12 protein-coding genes are annotated in these 16,059 nt (G+C 67.7%); 5 read left to right on the plus strand and 7 right to left on the minus strand.

The features are described 5' to 3' along the window. Nucleotides 1-37 precede the first annotated feature (37 nt). The 3 genes from V3388_RS12210 to ptsP are packed head-to-tail and all read right to left on the minus strand — an operon-like array spanning nt 38 to nt 5,636. Entirely contained in the window at nt 38-1,813 is a 1,776-nt protein-coding gene (locus V3388_RS12210) for a PTS fructose-like transporter subunit IIB (protein WP_336367829.1), read from the minus strand. Beyond that, the gene (pfkB, locus tag V3388_RS12215; RefSeq protein WP_336367830.1) at nt 1,810-2,805 is read right to left on the minus strand and encodes a 1-phosphofructokinase; all 996 of its coding nucleotides are present in this window, start codon (nt 2,803-2,805) and stop codon (nt 1,810-1,812) included. The genes V3388_RS12210 and pfkB overlap by 4 nt, the downstream gene beginning before the upstream one ends. Then, complete coding sequence (ptsP, locus tag V3388_RS12220; RefSeq protein WP_336367940.1) at nt 2,805-5,636, minus strand: phosphoenolpyruvate--protein phosphotransferase; 2,832 nt, start codon at nt 5,634-5,636, stop codon at nt 2,805-2,807. The genes pfkB and ptsP overlap by 1 nt, the downstream gene beginning before the upstream one ends. Before the next feature lie 152 nt (nt 5,637-5,788). Between ptsP and cra the strand changes: the two genes are divergently transcribed. Then, on the plus strand, nt 5,789-6,838 hold the full coding sequence (cra, locus tag V3388_RS12225) for a catabolite repressor/activator (protein WP_336367831.1): 1,050 nt from the start codon (nt 5,789-5,791) through the stop codon (nt 6,836-6,838). On the opposite strand, the gene V3388_RS12230 is transcribed toward cra, so the two are convergent. From V3388_RS12230 to V3388_RS12240, 3 genes are all read right to left on the minus strand, one after another. Further along, a complete protein-coding gene (locus V3388_RS12230) occupies nt 6,793-9,054 on the minus strand; it encodes an ATP-dependent DNA helicase (protein WP_336367941.1) in 2,262 nt (753 codons plus the stop codon). The genes cra and V3388_RS12230 overlap by 46 nt on opposite strands. 35 nt (nt 9,055-9,089) lie before the next feature. Further along, nucleotides 9,090-10,802 (minus strand): VRR-NUC domain-containing protein, encoded by a 1,713-nt coding sequence (locus V3388_RS12235; RefSeq protein WP_336367832.1) that lies wholly within the window; start codon nt 10,800-10,802, stop codon nt 9,090-9,092. Nucleotides 10,803-10,874: 72 nt separating this feature from the next. Continuing rightward, entirely contained in the window at nt 10,875-11,303 is a 429-nt protein-coding gene (locus V3388_RS12240) for a DUF4864 domain-containing protein (protein ID WP_336367833.1), read from the minus strand. A 203-nt stretch (nt 11,304-11,506) separates the two neighbouring features. Here V3388_RS12240 and V3388_RS12245 point away from each other — a divergent pair, with 203 nt between their 5' ends. Beyond that, entirely contained in the window at nt 11,507-11,800 is a 294-nt protein-coding gene (locus V3388_RS12245; RefSeq protein WP_336367834.1) for a DUF6482 family protein, read from the plus strand. 28 nt (nt 11,801-11,828) lie between these two features. Here V3388_RS12245 and V3388_RS12250 read toward each other — a convergent pair whose 3' ends face one another. Further along, nucleotides 11,829-12,623 (minus strand): polysaccharide deacetylase family protein, encoded by a 795-nt coding sequence (locus V3388_RS12250; RefSeq protein WP_336367835.1) that lies wholly within the window; start codon nt 12,621-12,623, stop codon nt 11,829-11,831. Nucleotides 12,624-13,019: 396 nt separating this feature from the next. Between V3388_RS12250 and V3388_RS12255 the strand changes: the two genes are divergently transcribed. The 3 genes from V3388_RS12255 to V3388_RS12265 all read left to right on the plus strand — a co-directional run bounded on the left by V3388_RS12255 (nt 13,020) and on the right by V3388_RS12265 (nt 15,873). Beyond that, the gene (locus tag V3388_RS12255) at nt 13,020-14,027 is read left to right on the plus strand and encodes a TRAP transporter substrate-binding protein (protein WP_336367836.1); all 1,008 of its coding nucleotides are present in this window, start codon (nt 13,020-13,022) and stop codon (nt 14,025-14,027) included. Nucleotides 14,028-14,099: 72 nt separating this feature from the next. Continuing rightward, a complete protein-coding gene (locus tag V3388_RS12260) occupies nt 14,100-14,600 on the plus strand; it encodes a TRAP transporter small permease (protein ID WP_336367837.1) in 501 nt (166 codons plus the stop codon). Then, nucleotides 14,593-15,873: a TRAP transporter large permease gene (locus V3388_RS12265; protein WP_336367838.1), complete on the plus strand. Its 1,281-nt coding sequence runs from the start codon at nt 14,593-14,595 to the stop codon at nt 15,871-15,873. Before V3388_RS12260 ends, V3388_RS12265 begins: the two co-directional genes overlap by 8 nt. The last annotated feature ends 186 nt before the right edge of the window (nt 15,874-16,059 follow it).

The following is a 16,059-nucleotide window of genomic DNA, read 5'->3' on the forward strand; positions in this document are numbered from 1 at the left end:
CCGGCGACCCCGCAACGGGGAACGCCGGGCCGGGCGGTCAGGCGGTGGCAGCAACGTCCGCCTGACCCGCCTTGATCAGGGCATAGCCCACGCCGATCACCACGGAGCCGGCGGCGATCGCCAGCAGGTAGGGCAGCACCGCGCTCACCGCGTTGGGAATGGCCAGTACGAACAGCCCGCCGTGGGGCGCCAGCAGTTTTACCTGGAACAGCATGGACAGGGCGCCGGTGAGCGCGCCGCCCACCATGCACACCGGGATCACCCTCAGCGGGTCCTTGGCCATGAACGGAATGGCCCCCTCCGAAATGAAGCACAACCCCAACACGAACGACGCCCGGCCGGCCTGGCGTTCCGCCTCAGCGAACTTCTGCCGGGCGATGAACGAGGCCAGGCCCATGCCGATGGCCGGCACCATGCCCGCCGCCATCACCGCCGCCATGGGGGCGGAGCCGCCGCTGCTTTCGGACAGCAGCCCGACGCCGAAGGTATAGGCGGCCTTGTTCACCGGCCCGCCCAGGTCAAAGCACATCATCGCCCCCAGGATGGCGCCCAGCAGCAGGGCGTTGGTGGTGCCCAGGTTCTCCAGCCAGTGGGTGAGGCCGGTCATGATGGACGCCACCGGGCCACCAATCACGTAGATCATGCCCAGGCCGGTGACCAGGCTGGCCACCAGGGGGATGATCAGGATCGGTTTGAGGGCCTCCACGCTCTCCGGCAGGGGTAGATGGCGGCTGACGGCCCGGGCGGTGTAGCCGGCCAGGAAGCCGGCGGCGATGCCGCCCAGGAAGCCCGCGCCGAGCGTGCCCGCCAGATAGCCGCCGATCATGCCCGGGGCCAGGCCGGGGCGGTCGGCGATGGACCAGGCAATGTAGCCCGCCAGCAGCGGGATCATCAGCTTGAAGGCGGTACCACCGCCAATCTGCATCAGCGCCGCAGCGAGGGTGCCTTCCTGTTTGAACGCCTCGATGCCAAACACGAACGAGAGCGCAATCAGCAGGCCGCCGGCCACCACCATGGGCAGCATGAAGGACACGCCGGTGAGCAGGTGATTGTAGGGGCCCTTGCGCTCCGACCCACCGGAGCCGGTCGCTTTGGCGGCGCTGGCGCCGGCTTCAGCGGTGGCCTCGTTCAGGGCCCGCTCCAGGGTCTGGGCCGGCGCCTTGAGGGCGGTGCCGGTGGAGGTTCGCCAGAGGCGTTTGCCGGCGAAGCGGCTGGGGTCCACTTCAATGTCGCAGGCGAGGATCACCACCTCGGCCTCGCGGATTTCCGCCTCGGTGAGCGGGTCCTGGGCGCCCACGGATCCCTGGGTTTCCACCCGGATGCGGTAACCGGCGGCTTCAGCGGCGCCCACCAGGGCCTCGGCGGCCATGAACGTGTGCGCCACGCCGGTGGGGCAGGCGGTCACCGCGACCACCAGCGGCTGCTCGCCCGGCTGGCGGGTGCCGTTATCACTAGCCGCGGCGGGTTCCCTGCCCGGTGCCGGGCGGGCGGCATCTTCCGTCAGCGCCTGCGCCGCCGACGGCGCCTCTGCCAACACCGCATCCGGCTGGCTCAGGGCCTCGGCCAGCGGCACCCGGTACACCGGCTTGCCCACGTAAGCGGTCAGCTCCGCCGGCGCGTTCAGGGCAGCAATCACCAGGTCCGCCTCGCTAACGATGGCCTCCGGCGGCGGCGTCACCGGGCGGCCCCCAGGGCCACGGATGTCGGTGGTTACGGTCCAGCCCAGGCGCTGGGCGGCGCGCTCAAGCGCCCGGGCGCCCAGAAAGCCGGTGGCGACGCCCTGGGGGCAGGCAGTCACAATGATCAGATTCATGTCGGCATCTCCCCGGTCTTTTTGTTTCCGGTGTCGGTCTCTCGAGTGCGGTTCAGTGGGCGGTGGCCCACACGCGTCTGCGCCACCAGCGCCGGCAAATCCTCAGCCTTCGGGTTGCCCACGCCAGGGTGGCGGACGCATTCGGCGGCAAGGGCAGTGGCGTATGTCAGTGCTTGCTCCGGGCTGCCGGGCCAGGTGAGCACCCCGTGCACCATGCCCGCCAGCAGGGTGTCGCCGGCGCACACGGTGTTGGCCACCGGCACCGGCGGCGGCGTACTGGCCCAGACCGCGTCGGCGGTGCACCAGATCACCCCGTCGCCTCCCAGGGAAAACACCCCGTGAGCGATGCCGAGGTCCCGGCACTGGCGAATCGCCTCGGGTATCAGGTCCGGATCGGTGGGCGGGCGGCCCAGCCACTCGGCCAGTTCCTCCCGGTTTGGCTTGATGCCGAAGGGACGGGCGGACAGGCCCCCGGCGAGCGCGGCACCGCTGGTGTCCAGCCACACCGGCACATCGGCCGCCGCGCCCTGGCGCACCAGACTGGCCACCGCATCCGCCGGCAGGCCCGGGGGCAGGCTACCGGCCAGCACCATCCCGTCACAGCCCGGCAACACGGTTGCGAGGGTGTGTTCCAGGTGCGCCAGGGCATCCGCCGGCGGGTAGAAGCCGGGGCCATTAATTTCCGTCACCGCGCCCTCGGCGTCGGCGACTTTCACATTGGTGCGCGTCTGGCCGGGCACCGGGACAAACCGCTCGGCAAGCCCGTGGGTGCGGCAGGCCTGCTCGAACGGCGCCGCGTTGTCGGCCCCCAGCAGGCCAGTCACCACCACCGAGTGCCCGAGGGCAGCAAGCACCCGGGCCACGTTCATCCCTTTGCCGGCGGCGATCAGGTCTGCCTCCCGGGCGCGATTGACGGCGCCGGTGGCCAAATGGTCCAGGGTGACGTTCAGATCCAGGGCCGGATTCAGCGTGACGGTGACAATCCGGGCCATCACTCGGCCTCCAGGGTGTCTCGCACCTCCGCGGCGGTGGCCCGGGTGAGCGCCCGGCCCGCCTGGTCCTGGGCCACCGCGAGGGTCAGCGCCCGGATGCAGGCCTTCACCAGCGGCACCCGGCGGCTGGACACGGACAGTTCATCCACGCCCAGGCCCACCAGCACGGGTACCGCCTGGGGATCGGAGGCCAGCTCGCCGCAGACCCCCACCCAGCGCCCGTGTTCGTGGGCGGCTTCGACGGTCATGCGGATCAGCCGCAGGACGGCCGGGTGCAGGCCGTCGGATTCCGCGGACAGCTGGCCGTGGCCCCGGTCGATGGCCAGGGTGTACTGGGTCAGGTCGTTGGTACCGATGGAGAAGAAATCCACCTCTGGCGCCAGGGTTCGTGCCAGCAGGGCGCTGGAGGGAATCTCCACCATCACCCCGATTTGCACGTCGGCGGCCGGCACCGTGGCCCGCACCCGGTCGACAATCGCTTTTGCCGCCCGGAATTCGGCCAGGTCTTTCACCATGGGAAACATGATGCGCAGGGGCCGGTCGCCGGCGGCGGTCAGCAGGGCCCGCACCTGGGTTTCCAGGATGTCCGGGCGGGTCAGCGACAGGCGGATGCCCCGGAGACCGAGGAAGGGGTTGTCCTCCTGGGGCAGGGGCCAGTAGTCCAGCGGCTTGTCGCCACCGACGTCCAGGGTCCGGGCCACCAGCGGCAGACCGTCCAGGGCGTCAAACGCGGCCTGGTATTCCCGCACCTGGGTGGCCAGGTCCGGCGCCTGGGGGTGGGCCATAAAGATGAATTCGGTGCGCAGCAGGCCGACACCATCCGCGCCCCGGGCCACCGCGTCCGGTGTATGGGCGGTGTTGCCCAGGTTCGCGCACACCTCCACGGTGTGGCCGTCCCGGGTGGTGGCGGGCTGCTCGCGGTCGGCGTGGGCGCGGGCCTGCAGGGCCTCGAGCTGGGCCAGGCGCTGTTCGATGCGGGCGCGGCGCTCCTCGCCGGGGCGCACCACCAGGCAGCCCCGTTCGCCGTCCACCACCACCTCGGCGCCATCGTCGATGGCGAGCACGCCCTCCCCGGCACCCACCACCGCGGGCAGGCCCAGGGCGCGGGCCAGAATGGCGCTGTGGGCGGTGGCGCCGCCCCGGGCGGTCACCAGGCCGCGCACCCGGGTAGTGTCCAGCCGTGCCACATCGGACGGGCCCAGATCGTCGGCCACCAGCACGTAGGGTTGGTCCGGCGGCGTCGGCAGGGCCACGCCGCACAGGTTGGCCAGCACCCGCCGGCCCACGTCCCGCAGATCGGCGGCGCGTTCGGCCAGCAGCCGGTCCGCCAGGGCCTCCTGGGCCCGGGCGGCGGTGTCGATGGCGTGCCACCAGCCGGCCTCGGCAGAGGCACTGTCGGTATTGATGGCTTCCAGCGCGGCCTGATACAGGTCATCGTCCTGGAGCATTTCCACGTGCACGGAAAGAATCGGCGCCGCCTCGCCGCCTTCGGCCTGGCGGATCAAGGTGCGAAGCTGGCCGTCAGCCTCGTCGATGGCCCGGTTCAGCCGCTGGATCTCGGCTTCCGGGTCGTTCGCCTGGGCGGGGTAATCCAGTTCGGGCGGGCGCAATACAAAGGCCGGAGCGAGGGCCAGTCCGGGGGAGGCGGGCACGGCCTTGATCGGCTCATCGTCTGCCAAGGTCACCGGCGTCGGTTCGGCAACCTCGGGGCGGGGCGTCGAACGCTGCAGGGGCGAGACGGTTTCCCCGAGTCCGTCGGTGATGGCGCGGCTGAGGCCGGCCACCGCCCGTTCGGCGTCCTCACCGGTGGCGGAAAGCACCAAGGTCTGGCCCCGGCGGGCGCCCAGGCCAATCACCCGGGTCAGGCTGGTGGCGGATACGGCGGCGCCATCGCCCTCCTCCAGGCGTACGCGGATGGCGGCGTTATAGCGCCGGGCTTCCTGCACCAACTGCTTGGCCGGGCGGGCGTGCAGGCCGTGGGCGTTCAGCAGCACCACCCGGGCGGTGACCGCCTGGTTGGCTTCACCGGACAGCCGGGCCAGCACGGCTTCGGCCGACTGGCCGGCCACCGGGGCCGGGTCGGCGAGGAACGCATCCAGACGTTCCAGCAGTTCGTGGCACTGGTCGCCGGGGCCGGCCAGGCAGAACACGCCCTGCAGATCGGACCGGGGAACGGCGGGGGCGGCCAGCGCCAGCGCCGGTCGCCGAGTGTGTTCGGTGTGGTGCACCAGCCAGTAGCCGTGCCCCAGCGCCACCGGCGCCTGTTGCGCCACCGTGGCCACAAAGGGGCTGTCGACACAGTTCAGCCGCCGCAGCCGGGCGGCACCGGCCAGGGCCAGTTCGTTGGCCGTGGTGGCGTCCAGGCGCAGGCACAGCGTGTCGATGTCGCAGCGGGGCGTCACCGGGGCCTTGGCGAGCAGGCTCACCAACGCCTTCGGGTCCCGGGCGCTCGCCAGCGCATCCGCCAGCCCGGGCTGGTCCAGTACCCGGGTCAGATGGCGGAGAATATCGAGGTGCTCATCGGACTGGGCGGCGATGGCCACCAGCACCGTGACCACGGCACCGTCGTGCCAGACAATGCCCTCGGGAAACTGCAGAACCCGGATGCCGGTACGTACGACGGCGGTGCGGCTGTCCGGGGTGCCGTGGGGAATGGCGATGCCGTTGCCAAGCACGGTGGACGACTGGCGTTCCCGAGCCTTCAGGCCCGCCAGGTAGTCGGGGGTGGTGTAACCGGCTGCGTGCAGGTCGTCGGCGGCCAGAGCCAGGGCCTGTTGCCAGTCCGGCGCGGTGGCGCCGAGGCGGACGTCGTTGGCGTTCAGCGTCAGCATGGACAGTGCCTCGCGTTGTTGTTGTTCGCCGGTGGCCGTGGCCTTCGGCGGGAAACGGTTGAACGGTTGCTGAATCGTGTCAGCAAGCATAAAATCGATGATGAAACAGTTATGATCAAAAATCAAGCACACGGAAGACGGGGAGAGGCGGCATGACACTGGCGGAACTGGCGAGACTGGCGGGGGTGTCCCGCACCACCGCCAGCTATGTCCTGAACGGCCAGGGTGAGGCCCGGCGGATCAAGCGCGACACCATCGACCACGTGCTGGCCGTGGCCCGGGCCCACGATTTCCGCCTGGACACCCAGGCGGCGGCCCTGCGGGGCGGTGCCAGCCGCACCCTCGGGTTTATCCTGCCGGATCTGGAGAACACCAGTTACGCCCGGCTGGCCAAACGGCTGGAGCAGGGTGCCCGGGCCCGGGGCTACCAGCTTCTGATCGCCGGTTCTGACGACGACCCGGCCACCGAACGAGCCCTCGCTCTGGCCCTTAAGGCCCGCCGCTGCGACGCGTTGATCGTGGCCAGCGCCCTGCCCGACGGCGACCGTTTCTATCTGGATCTCCAGGCGGAGGGCCTGCCCGTGGTGGCGGTGGACCGTGCCCAGTCCCCCGGGCAGATTCGCTGCGTGTTGAGCGACAACGCGGGCGCCGCCACCGAGCTGACCCGGTCCGTGCTAACCCCCACCACCCGACGCGTGGCCTGGCTGGATGCCGTACCGGAGCTCGCCATGACCCGGGACCGGCGACAGGGATTCCTCGCGGCCATGCCCCCCGAGCACCAGCCCTGGCTCTACAGCGGCGCCCATTACGATCGCGCCTCCGGGGCCGCCATGGCCCGGCAGATGCTGGACGAACAGGGCCTGCCGGACGCGCTGATCACCGCCTCGTTCACCCTGCTGCAGGGGGTGCTGGATGTCTGGCTGGAGCGCCCGGGCGGGCTGCCGGAGACGGTGGCACTGGCCACCTTCGGCGACGACCGGCTGCTGGAGTTCCTGCCGGTGCCGGTCAACTCCCTGCCCCAGGACCACGACGCCATTGCGGCCGCCACCCTGGAGCAGGCGCTGGCGGCCATTGAGGCCCAGCGCCAGGGCGCCCCCGCCGGGCCGGTGCCGCCCGTGACCATCAACCGGTCTCTGACACAGCGCCGCGCCTCCGGTCAGCCGGCCTCAAACCACCAGGACGGCAGCAGCGAGCGCACCTGAGGCTGCAGGAAGCGGTCGTCAATCAGCCAGATCACACCCTCGTCGTCCGGGGTGCGGATCACCCGGCCGGCGGCCTGGGCCACCTTCTGCACACCCGGCACCAGGTAGGTGTAGGCATAGCCCTCGCCGAACCGGGCCTGCAGCCGCGCCTTGAGAATCTCGTGCCAGGGATCAAATGGCGGCAGGCCCAGGGTGGCCACAAAGGCGCCGATCAACTGGTCCCCCGGCAAATCAATGCCTTCGCTGAACACCCCACCCAGCACCGCAAACGCCACCTGCCCGCCCGGCTGCCGGAATCCCGCCAGAAACGCCTCCCGCTCGGCCGGGGTCATGCCCGGCTGCTGGGCACGTTGGGGAACGTCCGGCGCCGTGCGCGCCAACGTTTCGCTGACCTGCCGCGCGTACTGGAAACTGCTGAAAAACGCCAGATAGTGCCCGGGGCGCGCCCGGAACTGGCGGGCAATGCGGTCGGCGATGGGCCCCAGGGACGCTTCCCGGTGGGCCTGCCGGGTGCTGATGTCCGGGGTGAAGTGCACCTGCAGCTGGTGGCCCCGGAACGGGCTGGGCAGGGTGGTGAACCGGGCCTCGCTCCCCAGGCCCAGCAGGTCCCGGTGGTAAACGCCCGGGGTCAGGGTGGCGGAGAACAGCACCGCCGAGTGCAACGCCTCGAAGCGCTCGGCCAGGAAATCCGCCGGCACCAGGTTCTGGATGGTCAGCCGGGCGCGGCCCCGGCCGGCGCGCTGGAACTCCGCGAGGGAGTGATCACCGAACCGCTCCGCCAGTTTCAGGAAGCCGACGCTCTCGAACAGCAGTTCCTGCAGCGCCAGGTCCGGCGGGTGGTCCGCCAGGTAATCGGTGAGGCTGGACACCAGCCCTTGCAGGGCGCCGGTCAGCGGGCCCGGCAAGGCGTCCAGGAACACCGGCTGGTCATCGCCGGCCGGCGCTTCCCGGATCAGCGTCTGCCAGGCCCGGGCGGTTCGGTCGAGGGCCCGTTTCAGGGGCGTGGGCGCCTGTTTTTTCAGGCCCAGCAGGCGCTGTTGGCTGAGCTGCACCGAGTACATGCCCCGGGCCCGGTCCACCAGGTTGTGGGCTTCGTCCACCAGCACGGTGGTCTTCCAGCCGTTCTGCCGGATCAGCCCGTGCAGCAGCGCGGACTGGTCGAACAGCCGGTTGACGTCGGCAACCACCACGTCACTCCAGCGGGCCATTTCCTGAGCCAGAAAGTAAGGGCAGAGGTCATGGCCGGCAGCAATCCGGGCGAGGGTGGGCGGGTCCAGGGGGCCGTCGGTCTGGGCGGCCTCGGCGCGGGCGTCCGGCAGGCGGTCGAAGAAGCCCCGGGCCAGCGGGCAGGACTCGCCGTGGCAGGCTTTGTCCGGGTGTTCGCAGGCGTCGTCCTTGGCGGCAAGCTCCAGCACCCGCAGCGGCCAGCGTCCCGGTTCCGGCTGGGCAGAGCGCAGGCGGGCCAGGGCGTCCAGGGCCAGGCCCCGGGCGGTGTTGCGGCAGGTCAGGTACAGCAGGCGGTCCTGGCCCGAGGCGGGCATGGCCTTGAGGGCGGGAAACAGGGTACCCAGGGTTTTGCCCAGGCCGGTCGGGGCCTCCAGCAGCAGGGTCCCGCCTTTCACCGCGTTCTTGTACACGGTCTCCGCCAGGGCCCGCTGGTTGGCCCGGAACTCGGGGAAGGCGAACGCCAGCGCGGCCAGGTGCGCGTCCCGCTGTTCCCGATGGTGGGCTTCCTGCTCGGCCCACAGGCGATAGATGCGGCACAACTGTTCCAGCTCCTGCCAGAGCTCCTCCGCCCGGGCGGTCTCCACCACGGCGGTTTCCCGATCGTTGCCGGTGTCGTAGTAGATCAACGCAAGCTCCAGGGACGGGCGCTTGTCCTGCCGGCACAGCAGCGCGCCATAGGCTCTCAGCTGGGCCCGGTGCAACGCTCGCTGGTGGGGGCGGATGCGGGAGACATCGCCCCGGTGGGTCTTGATCTCCTCCAGCCGGCCACGGTGCGGATGAAAGAGGTCTACGCGGCCGGAGAGCCTCAGCCCCAGGCATTCGCCAGTCAGCGAGTACTCGCTTTTCCAACCATAGCCCCGGCGGTCCTGCACCGACTGGTGGCCGCGAATGCCCTCGTCGGCGCTGGGCGCGGGTGTGTAGCGGTGGTCCAGGTCGCCGGTTCGGGCGGCAAACTCGCACAGGGTGCGCACGGCGACGGTGGCGGTCATGGCACAGCTGGCGGGATCCGAACGAGTAACCGGGGTCACGGCGCCGGGGCCTCCCCCTGCCAGCGCACGTAACAGACCCGGGCCGGCATGCCCTGCCGGGCAAAGAATTCCAGCCAGCGGACTTGGTGATCCTGCAGACGGTCGCCGGGGCCTTTCACCTCGATCAGCTCATACCGGATCTCGTCCGAGGGGCGGTCCGGGAAAAACCGGATCAGGTCCGGAAAGCCGCTGCGGTGCTCCCGCACATTCGCCATCAGGCGCCGGAACAGTGGCTTTAGATGATCGGCGGGCAGGCAGTGCAGGGCCAGGTCCAGCCGGTCGGGCGTGATGACCGGCCACACCACGAAGGGGTTGGAAACGCCCTGCTTGGCAGCGTAGATGGCCCGGATGCGGTCCTCATAGGTGCCGTCATCCAGTGCGGCCAGGCAATCCTCAAACCGGTCGCGGCGGCGCCCCACAAACCCCTCGTCGTTCAGGTCCGCTGGCCCCACGTGGAACGGATGGAAGAAGGCCCCGGGCACCGGCGCATAGATCGCCGGCCAGCACAGCAGGCCAAACAGGGCGGTGAACAGGGTGTTTTCCACGTAGTGCACCGGCGCGTCGTCCCGCCACAGGTGTTGCGCCACCGCCCACTCCACGGACTGCGGGGCGGGGTTGGGCAGGTCCAGTTCGAACGCCTGTATGGCCGGCGGTTCGGCAAGCGCCGGGGCCGGCTCCCCCTGGCGGGCCGCCAGTCGCTTGAGGATCCGGGCAAGCCCCTGGGCCTCGGCGTCGGTCAGATCGTCCCGGGCGTACCAGCGCCGGGCCAGGTCCCAGGCCTCAGCATGCCGCCGCATCCGCTCCAGCAGGCGCAGGCGCTTGAGCCCGGCCTCCCGGTGCCCGCTTTCGGTCAACGCCGCCAGCGCCAGGGGCCGGTCGCCCTGCCGTTCCACTTGTCGTCCCAACTCCAGCAGCAGCCGGTCCCGGCGGCGGGTCAGCCAGGGGTTATCGGTGGCCGGCGGCACCTGACGCCACACGTCGGCGGCCGGTAGGCCCTGGTCGAGCTGCTCGCGACACTCGTGCATGGCCAGGTACAGATCCACCTCGGATCGGTGCTGAAAAGCGCGACCGTCCGGGGTCAGGGGCACGGTTTCGTAGCGCTGGTGCCCCAGTTCCACCAGCACGAAATCGGACCAGCTTTGGCGCAGGTTGCCAAAGAACATCAGCCGAACCCGGTCAAACAGCGCCATGTGGGCAAGGCGAACCACACGGATCTCCGGCCGGTCGAGCCACTGGCTCAGCGGGCGGGGGTCCGCAAACCCTGCCGACACCGCCTCCAGCAGCGGGCCCTTGGCCAGGGTGGGCGTTAACCCCTGCTCCGCCAGCCAGCCGGCAAACGCCGGGCGCAGCTCACCCAGGGTGCACAGGCGAAACAGCTCGGGCGCAGCCAGGATGGGTTCATCGTCCAGCCAGCCCTCGGCCACCAGCGTGGCCAGGGCCTCGGCTTCCGGCACGCCCAGCTCCGGGTAGCGCAGTTTGTCCGCCCGGAACAGCTCGCCGGTGCGCATGATCAGGCGGGTCAGCAGCGCCCGGGCGGCGGTGGGCAGCGCCAGGCAGGCGCTCAGTCGGCGCCGTTCCGCCGGCACCAGCAGGTCGCTGTGGTGGTCCAGCACCCAGCCCACCACGGTCTCCAGATTCCGGAGGTAGTACAGGGGATCATCAAGGTTGGCCGCCGCCGGCAGCGGCGCCGTCGGGCGCGGTGAAACCATGGGGTACGAACGACCGGGGTCGGATATCGGGAGTTGGATTATTATCCGGATTTTGCCACGTCGGGGCGCGCTTTAGATACCGGGGTCCGCCGGTTTGAGCCCAACCCCGGCGATTTTCCAGCCCTGTTCGCCGTTCACCATCTGATAGTAAGCGTCCCACATCTTGCCGTCCGGCCCGCGCAGCCGAACCACCTGAACGTCGTAGGACCCGTGGGGCACCCGCTGGCGGAACTCGATGGCGGTGGCGTGATGCACCGCAGGGTAGGCCAGCGCCACCATGCGGACAAACACGTCCGGGGAGCCAAACCGCTGCTTGACGCCGTCGGCCGCATAAGACCAGGCGGTGGCCCGGTCGTCATTGGCGAAGGCTTCAATCTGGCTCAGTATGGCCTCGTGAATGCCCTCGGTCGCGCCGGATTCGTCGGCCCTGGGCTGATAGCCATAAACCAGACTGAGCCCGAGCATAAGCAGGGCGAAGGGAAAGACACGGGTTAGCAGCATTCTGCACCGACTCACCATGACGCGCACCTGTGCGTTTTTTGATCAGCGATGGAAGACAATACGCGCTGACGTATCGGTCGGATTCACGCTCGTTGATCAGAGCGCGAATCCGATCCATACGCGTCATATCTGCCTACTTTTTGACCTACTCCAGCGGGTTCGTCGTAGGTTCTGTTACGACCACCGACGCGGAGGAGACTCCCATGCACATGACGATTGGCACATTGCGGGCGAGCCGGCAGACCCCCATTTCACTGCTGGAAATCGTATCCATGGAGGGGCGCTGCTACATGGCGCGGTTCCATCGGGGTGAGCAGGTCTTCATCCTGACCGACGCGGCGGACCGGCCGATGATGTTCCCGGGGGCCTGTGCCGTGCGGGACTGCTTTCGGGAACACACCCTTGAACGGGTCGAGGTGATTCCGCCGACCGGGACCGACGAGATGATCGGCATGCCCCAGACCGGCGATGAGGTCATGCGTGTTCCTTTGAAGTAAGCGATCCGGCCGGTTTCCCGTTACCGGATCAGATCGGCAGCATCGGCCGCACGTAATCGCAGATCTGGCCCCGCGTGGTCAGCCACAGATCCTTCTCCTGGGCGCAGCGTTTGACGATGTCCTCGAACGCCCAGGCCGCCGCCGGCCGGCCAAAACAGTGGCCGTGGACAATCACATCCAGAATCAGGGTTTCCCGCCGGCTGCTCAGCAACCGGTCAAGGGCCGTGTTGAACATCTCCACAAATTGCCCGGGCGTGCGGCCAAATCGCATGGCATGGGGCAAGTCATTGAAATCGATGGTGGTCGGAATCGCCAGGATGTCTCCGTCTTCGAACCGTTGCAGGTAGGGCGCGTCGGCGTCCAACACATCGCCGTGCCAACGGTATCCGTGCTGGGCAAACTTGCGCTGCACGGAAAGATCCGAGGTGATTCGCGGACTGATCCATCCGGTTGGCCGGTGGCCGGTAGCGTCGGCGATCAACCGGGTCGAGGTGGCAATGGTGTCGTCCTGGGCCTGCTCGTCCATGGTGGGAAACAGCTGGTTCTGGCCGTAGCTGTGGCCAATAATCTCATGGCCGCGTTCCGCTACCCGACGGAGCGCCTCGGGGTGTTCCTCCGCCACCCGGGATGAGGTGAACACACTGGTGGTCACGCCTTCCCGCTCGGCGATATCAAACAGACGCCGGCTGCCGGCGTTGGCGTTGTAGCGCCCGTAGCTGTCGGCGTTCGGGTCCAGCAGATGTCCAGCCAGCACATTGCCCATGGGATTCACGCTGGAGCCGTTGCCCGGCGTCCACATTTCATAGGCAATATTGAACACCATCGCCAGGCGTTTATTATCTGGCCAGAGAAAGTCTTTATCGAGCTTATATATATCACATGCCGTTTCCTGACCCATAATAACCCCCGCTGCGCGCCGTTATTTATTTAAATCACTGGCATTAAAATATATCGCCGAATGTACCGGCAGGAAAGTCTTTTTCACCGTGAATTTCGTTCATTATTAGCTGCATAGAACTGCATGACCTTTGTGAATTTCATGCACATTGAAATGCATAACATTAAGTTTGCGCGGATATTTTTCTTGCTCTATATTCCAAAATACTGAGTGACAGAGAACACCCGATTCCGCGTCACTTATTGGTTCCATAACCGGAATGATTATATAAGTCGCGCTTGACATACTGTGTTATTGCCAGGCTTTTATCGGAGAAAAATAATGAAAACAATCAAACACGCTTTCCTGAAATCCGCCGCCATGGGTCTGACCGCCTCGGTTTTGCTGGGCGCGGCCTCCCTGAGCCACGCCCAGACCACCATCAAACTGGGCTGGACCACCGCCGACAGCAAGGTGGACCCCTACGCCATTGCCGCCCATTACTTTGCCGAGGAGCTGGAATCGCTGGCCCCGGGCGAATTCGACGTGCGCTTTTTCCCCAACCACCAGCTGGGCGATGATTCCGCCATGCTGCAGGCCATGCAGATTGGCATCATCGGTGCCGGCGTGATTACCGGCACCCAGGTGGGCACGCTGGAGCCGGCCTTCCAGCTCAATGACCTGCCATTCCTGTACGCCAACAGCGCGCAGGCCCACAAGGTGCTCGATGGCGACGTCGGGCAGAAGCTGATGGCCAAACTGGAATCCAAGGGCATTGTCGGACTGGGTTTCCCGGAAGCCGGCTTCCGCCACGCCATCAACAACAAACGGCCGATCCGCACGCCGGAAGACTTTGCCGGGGTGAAACTGCGGGTGCAGCCCAGCGATCTGTTCATTGCCAGCTTCCGCGCCATCGGTGCTAACCCGGTGCCGCTGCCCTGGAGTGATGTGTTCACCGCGGTTCAGCAGGGCACCGTTGACGGCCTGGAAATTCCGCTGCCGGTGATTTATGCCAACAAGTACCCGGAAGTCACCAAGTACCTGTCGCTGACCAGCCACACCTACAACGCACTGGCGCTGCTGATGTCCAAGCAGACCTATGACAAGCTCTCCGCCGACGATCAGGCCATCGTCCAGAAGGCCGCCCGGCAGGCCATCCAGCGCCAGCGGGAGACCGTCGCTGCCAATAACGACGAGGTGCTTCAGCAGATCAAGGACGCTGGCATGGAAGTGAACGAGGTGGACAGCGTGGACGCGTTCCGGGCGAAGGTGTCCGGCGTGTACGACGAGTACCGGAGCAAGATCGGCGCGGACATCGTGGACGCCGCCCTCAAGCAGGTCTCTGAGTAACCCGTCTCGGGGCAACCCCGGCTGAAGGGGCGCTCCGGCGCCCTGACGACGTTCACTGCAGGAATTCCACCGATGTATCACACCCTCGATAAGGTCGGACGGGGTCTGGCGATGGGCTCTCAGGTGGTTGGGGCACTCATTGCCCTGGCCATGGTGCTGAGCCTGCTGCTGGGCGTGTTCTACCGCTACGTGCTCGACGATTCCCTGGTCTGGAGCAATGAGGTGGCGTCCCTCGGCTTCACCTGGACCATCTTCCTGTTCGCCAGCTCGCTGGTGCGGGACCATGCGCACGTGCGCATCACCCTGCTGATTGATGCCTTTCCCGCCCTGGTCACCGAGGTGATTGAGCGGGGCGTGGTGGTGCTGATCATCGGTTTTGGCGTGCTGATGATCTGGACCGGCTGGGACTTCACCGTGTTCACCGCCGGCCAGGTCTCGCCAGCGCTGCGTTACCCGGCCTGGCTGAGCAACTCGGCGGTGCCGGTCAGCGGCGCGCTGATTGTCTTCCACGGGCTGGTTCTGTTGCTGCAACCCACGGCCCTTCGCCAAACAGGAGCCCCGGATCATGAGTGATATCGGCATGGTCATGATGGTCGGGCTGGCGGTACTGCTGGCCCTGGGCGTACCCATCGCCTTTACCATCGGTATTCTGGCAGCGGTGGGTATCTGGATGGCGGACGTCAACCCGATGATCCTGCCCCAGCAGTTCATTGCCGGCAGTAACGTCAACAGCCTGCTGGCGATTCCCGGGTTCATTCTGGCCGGGGAAATCATGAGCGCCGGGGGCCTGTCCCGGCGGTTGGTGCGGGTGGCGGAGACGTTCTTCGGCCACCTCACTGGCGGGCTGTCCATGTCGACGGTCGCCGCCGGCACCTTCTTCGGCGCCATTTCCGGCTCCGCGCCGGCCACCACCGCCGCCGTCGGCTCCATCATGATTGATGAGCTGGCCGAGCGGGGCTACAAAAAAGGCTACGCCGCCGCCCTGGCCACCGCGGTGGGCCCGCTGGGCCAGATGATTCCGCCGTCCATTCCCATGGTGATCTGGGGCGTGCTGGCGGAGGAATCCATCGCCAAGCTGTTCCTGGCCGGCATTCTGCCAGGGCTGATTGCCGCCGCCGGGTTCTGCGTGGTGAGCGTTCTGTACGCGCGCCATTACGGCGTAAAAAAGGAAGCCCGCGCCACTGGCCGGGAAATCCTGGCGGCGCTGCGCAACGGCATCTGGGCGCTGCTGGCGCCCGTGGTCATCCTCGGCGGCATCTACAGCGGCATGTTCACGCCCACGGAAGCGGCCATGGTGGGCACCCTGTACAGCGCCATCGTCGGCCTGTTCCTGTACCGGGATCTGAAATGGCAGCAGATTCCCGCCATCCTGATCCGTTCCATGCGCACCACCGGCGTGATCATGTTCATCATCGCGGTGGCCTATGGCTTTGCCTGGGTGATGGCCAGCGAGCAGATACCGGCCCACCTGACCGAAGCCCTGCTCAAAGTGACGGACAACCCCATCCTCCTGCTGCTGATCCTCAACATCATGCTGCTGTTGCTCGGCGCCGTGATGGACAACGTGTCGGCGATGGTGATTCTCAGCGGCGTGCTGATTGGCGTCGGCCAGCAGATCGGCCTGGACCCCATCCAGCTCGGCGCCATGGTGGTGATCAACTTCGCGGTGGGCATGGTCACCCCGCCGGTGGGCTACTCCATCTTCGTGGCGTCCAGCATCAGCGGGCTGAAGGTGGAAACCGTGGCCCGCCACATCTGGCCCTTCCTGCTGGTACTGATTGCCGTGGTGGCGCTGGTGGCCTACGTGCCCGCCATCACTCTCTGGCTGCCCGAGCACTTTGGCTGAGGCCAGGCTCACGTTCCGGGGGTGACATACCCTCCGGCCTGTTTCGGGCCGGAGGGTGCCCGCTTTGCCCTTTTATCGCCACCCATCATCACCCCCCATCATCAACCCGTTGTGGAAGAATGGTGGCGGCTCTGCGAGACTGGACCGGTTCCGGTCTTGCGGGCGTTCCTGCCGTTGACGTCCGTG

The sequence above is a fragment of the Marinobacter sp. C2H3 genome (assembly GCF_037080155.1).
Lineage (GTDB): Bacteria > Pseudomonadota > Gammaproteobacteria > Pseudomonadales > Oleiphilaceae > Marinobacter.